This window comes from Marivirga arenosa (genome assembly GCF_030503875.2).
Classification (GTDB): domain Bacteria; phylum Bacteroidota; class Bacteroidia; order Cytophagales; family Cyclobacteriaceae; genus Marivirga; species Marivirga arenosa.
In genome coordinates, this window is the sequence record NZ_CP129968.2 from 2,804,366 (window position 1) to 2,816,710 (window position 12,345).

Sequence of the window (12,345 nt, forward strand, 5' to 3'; positions counted from 1 at the left end):
TACTTAATGAGCCAGTTTATTTTTCAGATAATTTATTTTCTCAACAGGAAACGGATCAACATGGTTTTCCTCTGCTAAACAAAAACTAATCCAATCTGCAAGGTGAATGAAATAATAAACCTGCTGAGTAAAAGTTTCACCTAAAGCCATTAATTCTATTACTTCAGTCTTTTCTGCTAAAATAGACTTGCTTATATTCATCCTTAACTTATTTCGTTCATGATCTAAATCTGAACGAAGAATAATTACTTTAGAATTTGAAATATGATGCTTTGGATTTTCCCAACCTACCAATTCATTGTGGTTAAGTTCTGGGAAGACATTTAAATGAGATACTTGTTTACTGTTTTCAGCAAGTTGCTGCTGAAACCTTAATAATGCTGGGTAAAATATTTGATCACCATACAAGAATGTAAAATGATTTGAAATAGCTTTTGAATATTTTTTAGCTAAATCAATAATAGCCTCCTGTTCATTTTGTAAAAATTCAGAAGTCTTTTGAATTTCATCTTTAATATTCAAACCAGGACAAAATCCAAGTTTTGATATGAGACTGAGCATCGCTACCGAAGGAAACGCAAGACCTGCTCGCGGACATTCAGCTTCTCCCGAAAAATTATATTGTGGATAAGCATTCTGATCAGAAATTGCTTTCAACTTACCACCAGTTGTAATCGTGAAAATATTTTTTGTCACCTTTTTTGCAAGTTCCAATAAAGTCAAAGTCTCTTCAGTATTTCCACTATAAGAGCATGCAATAAAAAGTGTGCTATCATTAACCCATTTTGGCAATCTATAACCTTGAATAAGTGTTATGGGTACATGACAATAATCCTCAACTATGCTTTTAACCAAGTGCACACCAATTCCTGATCCTCCCATTCCACTGATCACAATATGATTAACATCTTCAAATGAAGTATTCAAATCATCCAGCTGATGAGTAAGTTCAAGAGCTTCAGAGAGTTGATTAGGAAAAGTTTTTATTAAATTTATCACAGTAAATTTTAATTCAATATTTTAGCTCACAAATATAATACTTGAATTATACCTGAAGCGTGAATAACAAAAAAATAGGCGATTTAGGAGAAGATTTAGCGATAAAAATTCTCCAATCAAAAGATTATGAAATCTTAGAACGTAATTACAGATATAAAAGATCTGAAATTGATATTATTGCTTTACATCATAATTTATTAGTTTTTATTGAAGTAAAATCATTGCATTCCTTTCAACATGGATTTCCAGAAGAACGCGTTAATCAAGCAAAAGTTGATAAAGTAATGGAGGCCGCTGAAGATTATATACATGCAATTAATTGGCAAAAAGACATTAGGTTTGATATTCTAAGTATAAACTTAAAAAAGCCATCAGAATATCTCCACATCGAAGATGCTTTCTATTAGTATCAAGGTAACCAAAAATCAAAAACTATTTTATTCATACAATTAAAATGTCCTTTAGGGCATTTCTGATATCCAATTTTTGAGCATGGTCTACAATTCACCTTATTATTCTCCAGTATTGTAAATTTCGTTTTGTATGGATACATTCCAAACATTGGAATTGTATTCCCCCAAATGCAAAATATGTTCTTTTTAAAAGCAGCGGCAATGTGCATTAGACCTGTATCATGTGTAAAAACATAAGTTGCTCCTTTCACAATGGAAGCTGATTGATTTAAATTGAACTTTCCACAAGAATTAAATACTTTTGCTTTTTTACCCAATTCCGTGAGTTTCTCTTCATAGGGTTCAGAAAAATCAGTTTTCTTGAAAAAATCTTCAACTCTTTCACCCATTTTAGCATCATCTGGTCCTCCTACTAATACTATAGGTTTATTTATTTTATCGCATAATTCAACCATTCTCTTAAATGGCAGTTTTTTAGTGTTATGCTGGGCTCCAATAACATAAGCCACATATTCTTTTTGATGAGATTCAGGAAGCCATTCTTTTTCAATCTCATCCTTTTCAGGAATAAAATAATCTAAACCGAACTGATCTTTTTTAACACCTAGTTCGGATGCGGCCTCCATATAACGGTCAACAATATGCTTATTAGGCAGCTTATCCACCTTCAAATTTACCATCAGCCATTTTTCAAAATTTAACTTTTGAAAGGATTTTGATGGCTTATTCAGCCTAAGTTTGATAATTCTGCTTCTTAAATTATTATGCAAATCCACTATATAGTCATAGTTTTCAGCCTTCAAATCTTGAATTAAATCATCAATTTTATCTTCTAAAACATGAACTTTATCTACATAGTGGTTATTTTCCAGAATATTAGCATATGCTCTTTTAGTGGCATAGTGAACCTCCACATCATCTAATTGGAGTTTGATTGCTCGAATAACAGGCGTAGTCAAAACAATATCACCTATTGAAGAGAACCGAAGTATAAGTACTTTATTAAGCTTTTTCAAGTTTATGATTTTGAGAGTGCAGACTTTTTACGATTTATGAAATACTGAGAAATCTCATCCCTATTCATAGTGTTTAAGGTTTCTTCAGCAGTAAGTCCTGCTTTTCTACCAACACACAGACCATAATACATATCGTGGTATCCTATTGTTTCGTGGGCATCAGGATTTATTGAAATCTTAACTCCTTTATCTAAAGCATATCTAACATGTCTCCAATCTAAATCCAACCGCCATGGATGAGCATTTATTTCAATTACCACATTAAACTCAGCACAAGCATCTATCACTGCCTTATGATTAATGGGATATCCTTTTCTTTGCAATAGTAACCTACCGGTCGGATGACCTAATATAGTGGTGTATGGATTTGAAATAGCAGTAATTAGTCTATTGGTCGCAGTCTTTTCATCCATATTGAGAGGAGAATGAATAGATGAAACTACAAAATCAAAACTATCCAAAACATCATCTGCATAATCTAAGGAACCATCATTGAGTATGTCTGATTCAATTCCTTTAAAAATCTTAAATGGTGCTAATTCTTTATTCAGTTGCTCAATTTCCTCATGCTGCTTCTTAATTCTAAATTCCTGTAGCCCATTCGCATATGCAGCAGTTTTACTATGATCGCTAATTCCTAAATATTCATAGCCTAATTCCTTACAGTATTCTGCCATCTCTCTTAAAGTATTTTTACCATCACTGTATGTGCTGTGATTATGTAATATTCCTTTAAGATCATCCATCTCAATAAGCTTTGGAAGTTTATCATTTTGAGCCCAATTAATTTCCCACAATCCTTCTCTTAACTCTGGTTCAACATAAGGCCAATCAGCGGCCTTATAAATTGCTTCTTCCGAAGAATATTTTTTTTCTTTTAAAAGCTCATTAAACGTACTTTTATTATGAAGCTCTAAGCTTAAATGTTGTAGATTAGCAGTAGTTTTAAATAATTCATTTACAAAATCTTCCTCAGTGGTAAAAATGATTTTATAGGATGCATTAAGTGCTGAATGAATAAATTTCAAACTCATTGGGCCAGAATTCTTTTTATCTAATTCTAAGGAATCAGCCTTTATAATATATTGAATTACCTTAGCTTTATTTTCTGCCGCTACTAGTAATTCAGTGGTATTAATTACTTCTATTTTTCGCCTTAAATCACCCGTAATGGATATCTTTTTGACTCCCTCTATCTCTTTTAGTTCTTTAATTATTTCTGCTGCTAACTTTTCTGCCTCTCTAAAATGAAGATATCCTCTCCAACTTAATTTAAATTCAATTGCTTCTAATAATTTTGTTTGCGTTTTAGCTCCAAAGCCTTTTAAAGCTGCTACTTTATTTTCTTCACAAGCTAATTTTAAATCTTCAAGATTATCTACCCCAAGTTTTTCCCAAATTAATTTAATTTTCTTGGGACCAAATCCGCTGAGTTGCATCATTTCTATAATTCCGGCAGGAGTTTTATCATGCAATACTTCAAACTGATGCAGAGTACCCTTTGCACTTATTTCAAAAATAGATTGTGCTAAACTTTTACCTACACCATCAATTTTTTGCAGCTCATTTTCACTTAAATCAGAGAGCCTATTATCAAACCGTTCTAGGCTATTGATAGCAGACTGATAGCTTTTAATTTTAAAATCATTTTCACCGTGCAGCTCCATGAGCTTAGCAGTATTTTTTAAAACTTTTATTATTTGTTTATTTTCCAAAGCTTATTGATTTTTTGTAAAATTAAAGGATATATTGGGTTTGATAATGGATTGTTTCTATAATTTTAATGTCTAACAAATCAAATAATCGAATGTTATCAATGCTGATTTTATAATCTATTATTTATGAAATTATATTTTTCGCTTAGTCTTTTATTTATTCTTAGTAGATTTTTTGCTATTGGACAAGTCTCTCAACCTACTCGTTATGAGATTGAAATAGATGACCTTAATGATGACTATTACATTGTTTCAGCAAAAGAAAAAGGACTATTTCTTTTTAAAGAATTAGAAGAAAATGAAACTAAAAATGAAAATGTATGGGAAATTATAAGGCTTGACACCAATCTTATAGAAATCAACAGACAGGAAGTATTGATTGATAAAAAGTTTTCTTTTAAAGGCTACAGCTACGATAAAGATAGATTTGTAATGCTTTTCCAAGAAGGTCTTGAATATGCTAAAGATCTATTATTTGTCACTTTTTCAGCGAAATATGATAATGAATTTAAATCCTACCTATATAATAATGTTGTTCCGATCAGATTAACCGAATTTGAAATAAAAAATGATGCGGTAATCTTTGGTGGAAATGTTAATATGAGAACCGTGGTGATGTTGTACAATTTTACAGCTGAAAAAGGAATTGTACTTCCAGGCTTTTATAGCGATAGAAGCACTCTTCTTCAATTGGTTACTAGCACCAATGATGATTTCATAAGAGTAATTACATCAGATCGCTTGATGAATAAAAGATATGGTATTACAATAAGAGCATTTAATACATTTGGAGAACCTGAATTTACAAGAACATTAGAAGCAAAAGACAACCTCAGTTTAACCGATGGACGTATTGTGAATAGTAGTGAAGGTGGAAATTTACTTGCTGGAACTTACTCTATTAAAAGAAGAACTGAAACCTCCAGAGGTATATTCATTGCAGATTTAGAGAGAGAACAGGAGAAACAAATCCGATATTATAATTACGGAAATCTTGACAATTTCTTTAACTACATGAAAGAAAAAAGAAAGAATCGCGTATTAAAAAGAATAGCTCGCAAAAAAATTAAAGGTAAAAAACTAAAGTTTAGTTATAGATTATATGTTCAAGACATAGTAAAACAGGAGGATCAGAATATTTTAATTGGTGAGGCATATTTCCCCACCTATTCAAATAGATCCTATGGATATGGATATACAGCCTACAGTTATGACCCTTTTCTCAATAGGGGATCCACTCAGGTTTTTGATGGCTACAAATATACGCATGCAGTTATCATTGCATTTGATGATGATGGTAATTTAATATGGGATAATAGCTTTGAAATTAATGATTTGAAAAGCTTTCAACTTGAAGAACACGTTCATCTTGCATTCTTAGATAATGAAATTGTAATGCTTTATTTATATAACCAGGAATTGAAAATTAAAGTTATCAAAGGCAGCGAAATTGTAGAGGGTAAATTTACAGAAAGCTTGAAATTGATGTATGAGAATGATGAAATGAAAAGTAGTGATGAAGAATTAGAAGGGCTTAAACAGTGGTACGGTAATAACTTTTATGCTTTTGGAGTAAATAAGGTTAAAAACCTTAGAGATCAAAACATCAAGTTGAATAGAAAAGTATTTTTTATCAATAAAATCGTGGTCGAATAAATTACTGTTTTATTATCTTTGCCAGTGCACAATGGAAAAACGCCTAATTTTAGATACCGACCTTCTTCAAATCACCATTAATAGGTTAGTAGAAGAATTAATTGAAAATCACAAAGATTTTGAAAACACAGTTTTAATAGGCCTACAACCAAGAGGAGTTTTTTTAGCTCATAGAATTCAAAAGCGCTTAAAAGAAAGGCTTAATAAAGAATTACCTTTAGGACTTCTAGACACTACTTTCTATCGTGATGATTTCAGGAGAAGAGAAACTCCTATTAAAGCAAATGCGACTAAAATTCCTTTTATAATAGAGGATAAAAAAGTTGTGTTAATTGATGATGTACTGTTCACTGGGAGAACTGTAAGAGCTGCTCTAGATGCTATGATTGCGTTTGGCAGACCTAAATTAGTTGAGCTTCTTACTTTTATTGATAGAAAGTATACTCGAGACTTACCCATACAACCTGATTATGTGGGAAGAGGTGTTAATACTATTAAGACCCAAAAGGTATTGGTTGAATGGACGGACCAAGGTGCAGAAAGTGATAAAATCTGGTTAGTGACAAACGAAGAAAAATGACAAATTTAAGTGTTAATCATTTATTGGGTATCAAAGATTTAACTACAGAAGATATTCAATTAATTTTTCAAACTGCCGACCATTTTAAAGATGTTATTAATCGACCAATCAAAAAAGTACCTTCTTTGCGCGACATCACGATTGCCAATATTTTCTTTGAAAATTCAACTCGAACTAAACTATCATTTGAATTAGCAGAAAAAAGACTTTCTGCTGATGTGGTTAATTTCTCCTCTTCAAATAGTTCTGTAAAGAAAGGAGAAACACTGTTAGATACAGTGAATAATATACTTTCGATGAAAGTAGATATGGTAGTAATGAGACATTCTAGCCCAGGAGCAGCACACTTTTTATCTAGAAATATAGAAGCCAATATAGTTAATGCTGGAGATGGTACACATGAGCATCCAACTCAAGCTCTTTTAGACACCTATTCAATTCGAGAAAAGATAACTGATTTACAAGGTAAAAAAGTGGCAATTATTGGAGACATATTACACTCAAGAGTAGCATTATCAAACATTTACGCCCTGAAAAAACTAGGTGCAGAAGTAATGGTTTGTGGTCCAGCCACCTTAATCCCAAAATATATTGGTGATTTAGGTGTTAAAATAAGTTGGGATATTAAAGAAGCCTTAGAATGGTGTGATGTTGCCAACATGCTAAGAATACAATTAGAAAGGCAACAACTTAAATACTTCCCTTCATTAAGAGAATACTCTCTTTATTATGGACTTAATAAAAAATTATTGGATAGCCTTCAAAAAGAGATTATTGTAATGCACCCAGGCCCCATAAACAGAGGTGTTGAAATTAGTAGTGATGTAGCTGACTCTGATCAATCAATTATTCTAAATCAGGTTGAAAATGGGGTAGCGATAAGAATGGCTGTACTATACCTTTTAGCACAAAAAAGGCAGAATTAAGATTCTGCCCCTAGTATAAATTCTGTAAGTTCTTGGTTTGCACTTGGCCCAAATCCATCAGCTATAGTTCCTTTAACTCCTGATTTAGTTTGTATTTGATACAAGATTGATAAATCATCGGGATTTGACTTTCCTTCGAACCTATATTCTTTGATATCTTGGATTTCATTTTTATCAAATGAATCATTTTCTGTATTCAGCTTACCATTCTCAAAAAAGAAATCTTCAGAAAAACCTTTTCCTTTTAATTCTTCTATTTTTTCTTTTATTGTATTCATTGAATCCATAAAATATTTTTTAGTGTTTATGTATTCAACGAGTAAAAACCATGAATGTTAAACAAATTAGTCTTCTAATGCTTCGAAGTAATTGATTAATGGAAACTCACCAGTAGAATTCATGGTATCAATTGCATAGCCTAGTTCACCGTCATTAGTCATAAAAGTTATAACAGCGGAACCATTATCTTCATATAAATACTCAGCTTCTACCGACACTTGCTCTGCTACATAGTGTTTTTCAATCTTAGAATCATCTTCTTCCTTTCTTAACACTAGTTCACCATTCTCAAATTGAAAATTATTATTGTATCCATAATCAGACAATTCATTTATCTTCATTAGGATTTGTGGATTAAGGTTTTCCATAGCTTTAAATTTTAATTACACTACAAATAACGCCACTATTGTAGTGACTGTTCTTTCTAAAAGATTATGAATATTACATACGTCACATTTCACTGATGATTTTAAATAACTACCTTTGTCAAAAAAAAGAATTTAAAATGTACTACAACTCTATAATAGAGACCATTGGAAACACACCATTGGTAAAACTAAATAAGGTAAATAAAGGTATTCCTGGAACCATCTTAGTAAAAGTAGAATACTTCAATCCTGGCAATTCAATGAAAGACCGAATGGCTATAAAGATGATTGAAGACGCGGAGAAAGAAGGGAAATTAAAGCCAGGAGGAACCATTATTGAAGGGACTTCAGGGAATACGGGAATGGGATTGGCATTAGCTGCTATTTCAAAAGGTTATAAATGTATCTTCACTTTAGCAGATAAACAATCAAAAGAAAAAATGGATATTTTAAGAGCTGTAGGAGCTGAAGTGATAGTTTGTCCTACTAATGTAAGTCCTGATGACCCTCGTTCTTATTATTCTGTTGCAAAAAAATTACACGAGGAAACACCAAACTCAATTTATCCTAATCAATACGATAATCCTGCAAATGCAAAAGCTCACTATGAAACTACTGGGCCAGAAATTTGGGACCAGACTGAAGGAAAAATTACACATTGGGCTGCTGGTGTGGGTACAGGTGGTTCTATGTGTGGAACCTCTCGTTACTTAAAAGAACAAAATCCAAGTATCGTTAGTGTAGGTATTGATTCTTACGGATCTGTTTTTAAGAAATATAAAGAGACAGGGAAATTTGATGAAAAAGAAATCTATCCTTACTTAACAGAAGGCATAGGTGAAGACATTCTGCCTAAGAATGTTGACTTTGCAATGATCGACCACTTTGTAAAAGTAACGGATAAAGATAGCGCAATAATGACCAGAAGATTAGCAAGAGAGGAAGGTCTTTTCTGTGGCTGGTCATGTGGTGCTGCTGTTCATGGTGCATTAGAATACGCTGAAGAATTCTTAAAAGAAGATGATGTTATGGTGATCATTTTACCTGATCATGGGACACGTTATCTTGGAAAGATTTATAATGATGACTGGATGAGAGATCATGGGTTCCTAGAAAATAATGATTATGCTACAGCAAAAAATATTATTAAGAAAAGAGGTGATAATTATAATTTAATCAGTATCGAAAGTGACCAAAAAATTGGAGAAGTTGTTAGACTTTTAGATGAGTTATCAATTTCTCAATTACCAATTACTCATAATGGTGAATTTGTTGGTAGTATTTCAGATACGAAATTACTAAACAAACTAGTAGAAAAACCTGAATTACGTAATAATCCAATAAAAGAAATAATGGATGATCCATTTAAATTTATTGCTTTAAACACCACAGTAGATACCATTTCATCCATGATGAATCATGGTGATAAGGCATTAATGGTTTTAGATGATAATAATGCTCCACACATAATCACAAAACAGGATTTATTAATGGCATTTACGGATTAAAAGTAGAGTGGATATCAAAATAGAAAGGCTGTGAACATTCACAGCCTTTTTTTGTGCGCACGAGAAGATTCGAACTTCCACGGGCTTGCGCCCACCACCCCCTCAAGATGGCGTGTCTACCAATTCCACCACGTGCGCTTAATTCTTAAGCAAATATAAAGGCTAAAACTAAAAAACCTATCCATTTTTCAACAGATAGGTTTAGTAGTAAGTGACCCGCTTGGGGTTCGAACCCAAGACCCCATCCTTAAAAGGGATGTGCTCTACCAGCTGAGCTAGCGAGTCATATAATTATTTTAAATTTTCTAGAAGTCTTGGCTACCAAGACCCACCCGATTCTTTTAATCGGGATACTCTACCAGCTGAGCTAGCGAGTCAAAGTCTTTGAAGACTTTATTTTAATGAATTAAATTAAAGCTGATTCTCTTAATCAGTCACTATTTAATCAATTTTATCGAAAAATGTTTTTATTTTTTTCGATAATTTGTGACCCGCTTGGGGTTCGAACCCAAGACCCCATCCTTAAAAGGGATGTGCTCTACCAGCTGAGCTAGCGAGTCATTTTTTTGATTACAAAACTCTTTATAAATAAACTCAACTATTATGAGTTAAGAGCGTTTTTATTGCTTTTAAGGAGTCGTTTTCCTTAATTGCGTTGCAAAGGTAAGTACTAAATAATAAAATGCAAATGCTTAAGTTTAAAATTCTATCCTACTCCCTTTTACTTTTTACATTTATAAGCCAATATGGATTTGCGCAGTCGCCTGAAAAGGAATTAGTTAAGGCTGATTCTTTGTATCAAAAAAAACAATATATAAGTGCGATAAAAATTTATAATAAAATTTATGAAAGTGGAAATGCTAGTCCTTCAATGCTATTAAAGCTCGCTAGAATTGAGGAAGGAATGGGTAATCCTGGTAAATCATTTTATTATTTAGAGAAATATTATCAGCTCACTAAGGATGAAATAGCCCTCGATTATTTAAAAGAAAATACTGAAGAAGAAAATATAGCTGGATTTGATTATGGCTTTGCTTACAAGCTTGACTTATTGTACAAAGAATGGAAGATTTACATTCAACTCTTAGCTTCAATCTTAATGTTCCTTTTCATTGGATTGATGATTAAAAACAGAGAAGATTCCAGCAAAAAGAAAAACTATTTTGCAGCATCTATGCTCCCTATTATTATTTTAATCTTTCTAACTAATTATGAGGGTAGAAATGAAGCAATCATAACCAATAACCCTAGTTATTTACTTGAAGGCCCTTCATCTGGATCCAACCTAGTTGAACAGCTTAAATCTCCAGCCAAGGTTAAATTGAAATCAGAAATTGATGTTTGGAGTAAAATCATATATGATGATAAAGTTGCCTACATTAAAAGCTCTCAAATTAAAAAATTGTAAAAATTAAAATCTGTAGATTTATAAATTCTACTTTCGTGCTTTTTGCTTCCATAATTATAGCCTAATTTTGCAGGCTATGGGAAGAAAACCGCATCCAATAATAAGGGAATTAAAGATTGAAAAAATAGCTTCAGAGGGTAAGGCCTTAGGTTATTATAATGATAAAGTCGTATTTGTAGGAGGAACTGCTCCAGGAGATGTTGTAGACGTTAGGGTTAATAAGAAAAAGAAAAGTTTTCTGGAAGGACAGGCCATTCATTTTCATAAAAAATCTGAAATGCGAATAGAACCATTTTGTAGCCACTATGGTGTATGTGGTGGTTGTAAATGGCAGCATTTGAGCTATGAAGATCAGCTTGAGTTTAAAAGTGAGCAAGTAAAAGATTCGTTAGAAAGAATTGCAAAAGTTGATTTACCTAAGATATCCCCAATACTTGGATCAGAAAATACTACTTTCTATAGAAACAAAATGGAATTTACATTCTCTAATAACCGATGGTTAACTCGAGAAGAAATTGATTCAGGAAAAGAGTTTGAGTCCGATGCATTAGGTTTTCATGTACCTAAGAGATTTGACAAGATAGTTCAAATCGACAAATGCTATCTTCAGGCAGATCCTTCAAATGCAATTAGAAATGCAGTTGACCGCTTTGCTAAGGATAATAAGATCACCTATTTTGATTTAATTAAGCAAGATGGCTTTCTTAGGAACCTGATTATCAGAACTACCTCCACTGGGCAGCTAATGGTAATTTTGCAAGTAGCAGAAGAAAATGAGGAGTGGCTAAATATGATGCTTAATCATATAAAAGAAAGCTTTCCTGAAATTACTTCTTTGCTTTATATCCTAAATCAAAAAGGAAATGAAACTTTCCATGATTTAGAGGTAAATGTATTTCATGGGAAAGATCATATTATTGAAGAAATGGAGGGATTGGAATTTAAAATTGGTCCAAAATCTTTCTATCAAACAAATTCCGATCAAGCTTATGAATTATATAAAGTAGCTAGAAATTTCGCGGATTTAAAAGGTAATGAAACTGTTTATGATCTGTACACTGGAACAGGAACAATCGCTAATTTTATAGCTAAAAGTGCAGAAAAAGTAATAGGAGTTGAATATGTACCAGAAGCCATTGAAGATGCTAAAGTAAATTCAGAGTTGAATAACATCAAAAACACTAAGTTTTTTGCTGGTGATATGAAGGATGTTTTCAATAATGAATTTTTGAAAGAACATGGGAAGGCTGATGTAATTATAACCGATCCTCCACGAGCAGGCATGCATCCTGATGTAGTAAAAACAATATTAAATATTGAAGCCGAAAAAATAGTTTATGTAAGCTGTAATCCAGCTACTCAAGCAAGAGACTTGGCACTGCTAGATGAGAAATACAAAGTAACTAAAGTTCAAGCTGTTGACATGTTCCCTCAAACCCATCATGTTGAAAATGTAGTGCTTCTGGAAAGAAAATAA

General features: G+C 32.4%; 12 protein-coding genes and 3 tRNA genes. 7 read left to right on the top strand and 8 right to left on the bottom strand.

What is annotated here, in order from left to right:
• Positions 1-3: 3 nt before the first annotated feature.
• Positions 4-999: a bifunctional phosphoglucose/phosphomannose isomerase gene (locus tag QYS47_RS12115; protein WP_302124431.1), complete on the bottom strand. Its 996-nt coding sequence runs from the start codon at positions 997-999 to the stop codon at positions 4-6.
• Between the two features lie 59 nt (positions 1,000-1,058).
• Between QYS47_RS12115 and QYS47_RS12120 the strand changes: the two genes are divergently transcribed.
• Entirely contained in the window at positions 1,059-1,406 is a 348-nt protein-coding gene (locus QYS47_RS12120; RefSeq protein WP_302124430.1) for a YraN family protein, read from the top strand.
• Between the two features lie 2 nt (positions 1,407-1,408).
• Here QYS47_RS12120 and QYS47_RS12125 read toward each other — a convergent pair whose 3' ends face one another.
• Both QYS47_RS12125 and polX read right to left on the bottom strand, forming a co-directional pair.
• Positions 1,409-2,428 carry a glycosyltransferase family 9 protein gene (locus QYS47_RS12125; RefSeq protein WP_322346436.1) on the bottom strand — a complete coding sequence of 340 codons (1,020 nt, stop codon included), beginning with the start codon at positions 2,426-2,428 and terminating at the stop codon, positions 1,409-1,411.
• A gap of 2 nt (positions 2,429-2,430) precedes the next feature.
• Entirely contained in the window at positions 2,431-4,143 is a 1,713-nt protein-coding gene (gene polX / locus QYS47_RS12130) for a DNA polymerase/3'-5' exonuclease PolX (RefSeq protein ID WP_322346438.1), read from the bottom strand.
• A gap of 126 nt (positions 4,144-4,269) precedes the next feature.
• Between polX and QYS47_RS12135 the strand changes: the two genes are divergently transcribed.
• From QYS47_RS12135 to QYS47_RS12145, 3 genes are read left to right on the top strand one after another with little or no spacing between them, the layout of a single operon-like run.
• Entirely contained in the window at positions 4,270-5,799 is a 1,530-nt protein-coding gene (locus tag QYS47_RS12135) for a hypothetical protein (RefSeq protein WP_322346441.1), read from the top strand.
• 31 nt (positions 5,800-5,830) lie between these two features.
• A complete protein-coding gene (pyrR, locus tag QYS47_RS12140) occupies positions 5,831-6,379 on the top strand; it encodes a bifunctional pyr operon transcriptional regulator/uracil phosphoribosyltransferase PyrR (RefSeq protein WP_322346444.1) in 549 nt (182 codons plus the stop codon).
• On the top strand, positions 6,376-7,305 hold the full coding sequence (locus tag QYS47_RS12145; protein WP_322346446.1) for an aspartate carbamoyltransferase catalytic subunit: 930 nt from the start codon (positions 6,376-6,378) through the stop codon (positions 7,303-7,305). The genes pyrR and QYS47_RS12145 overlap by 4 nt, the downstream gene beginning before the upstream one ends.
• Here QYS47_RS12145 and QYS47_RS12150 read toward each other — a convergent pair.
• Together QYS47_RS12150 and QYS47_RS12155 are read right to left on the bottom strand one after the other, a co-directional pair.
• Positions 7,302-7,592, bottom strand: coding sequence for a hypothetical protein (locus QYS47_RS12150; protein ID WP_302101182.1), 291 nt, complete (start codon positions 7,590-7,592; stop codon positions 7,302-7,304). The two genes, QYS47_RS12145 and QYS47_RS12150, sit on opposite strands and share 4 nt — an antisense overlap.
• A 57-nt stretch (positions 7,593-7,649) precedes the next feature.
• Positions 7,650-7,952: a hypothetical protein gene (locus QYS47_RS12155; protein WP_302101183.1), complete on the bottom strand. Its 303-nt coding sequence runs from the start codon at positions 7,950-7,952 to the stop codon at positions 7,650-7,652.
• Positions 7,953-8,089: 137 nt separating this feature from the next.
• Here QYS47_RS12155 and QYS47_RS12160 point away from each other — a divergent pair, with 137 nt between their 5' ends.
• Complete coding sequence (locus QYS47_RS12160; protein WP_308356387.1) at positions 8,090-9,460, top strand: cystathionine beta-synthase; 1,371 nt, start codon at positions 8,090-8,092, stop codon at positions 9,458-9,460.
• 54 nt (positions 9,461-9,514) lie between these two features.
• On the opposite strand, the gene QYS47_RS12165 is transcribed toward QYS47_RS12160, so the two are convergent.
• The 3 genes from QYS47_RS12165 to QYS47_RS12175 form a co-directional block, all read right to left on the bottom strand.
• A tRNA-Leu gene (locus QYS47_RS12165) sits at positions 9,515-9,598 on the bottom strand.
• 74 nt (positions 9,599-9,672) lie between these two features.
• Positions 9,673-9,745: transfer RNA gene (locus QYS47_RS12170), tRNA-Lys, on the bottom strand.
• A 202-nt stretch (positions 9,746-9,947) separates the two neighbouring features.
• Positions 9,948-10,020: transfer RNA gene (locus QYS47_RS12175), tRNA-Lys, on the bottom strand.
• A 128-nt stretch (positions 10,021-10,148) separates the two neighbouring features.
• On the opposite strand from QYS47_RS12175, the gene QYS47_RS12180 reads away from it, so the two are divergent.
• Together QYS47_RS12180 and rlmD are read left to right on the top strand one after the other, a co-directional pair.
• The gene (locus QYS47_RS12180) at positions 10,149-10,868 is read left to right on the top strand and encodes a tol-pal system YbgF family protein (protein ID WP_302124425.1); all 720 of its coding nucleotides are present in this window, start codon (positions 10,149-10,151) and stop codon (positions 10,866-10,868) included.
• Positions 10,869-10,944: 76 nt separating this feature from the next.
• Positions 10,945-12,345 (top strand): 23S rRNA (uracil(1939)-C(5))-methyltransferase RlmD, encoded by a 1,401-nt coding sequence (gene rlmD, locus QYS47_RS12185; protein ID WP_322346449.1) that lies wholly within the window; start codon positions 10,945-10,947, stop codon positions 12,343-12,345.

Bases quoted from the DNA above. Each gene is read 5' to 3' on its own strand.
- pyrR (WP_322346444.1), top strand. From the start codon at position 5,831: ATGGAAAAACGCCTAATTTTAGATACCGACCTTCTTCAAATCACCATT.
- QYS47_RS12145 (WP_322346446.1), top strand. From the start codon at position 6,376: ATGACAAATTTAAGTGTTAATCATTTATTGGGTATCAAAGATTTAACT.
- QYS47_RS12155 (WP_302101183.1), bottom strand. From the start codon at position 7,952: ATGGAAAACCTTAATCCACAAATCCTAATGAAGATAAATGAATTGTCT.
- QYS47_RS12160 (WP_308356387.1), top strand. From the start codon at position 8,090: ATGTACTACAACTCTATAATAGAGACCATTGGAAACACACCATTGGTA.
- rlmD (WP_322346449.1), top strand. From the start codon at position 10,945: ATGGGAAGAAAACCGCATCCAATAATAAGGGAATTAAAGATTGAAAAA.
- QYS47_RS12150 (WP_302101182.1), bottom strand. From the start codon at position 7,592: ATGGATTCAATGAATACAATAAAAGAAAAAATAGAAGAATTAAAAGGA.
- QYS47_RS12180 (WP_302124425.1), top strand. From the start codon at position 10,149: ATGCTTAAGTTTAAAATTCTATCCTACTCCCTTTTACTTTTTACATTT.
- QYS47_RS12135 (WP_322346441.1), top strand. From the start codon at position 4,270: ATGAAATTATATTTTTCGCTTAGTCTTTTATTTATTCTTAGTAGATTT.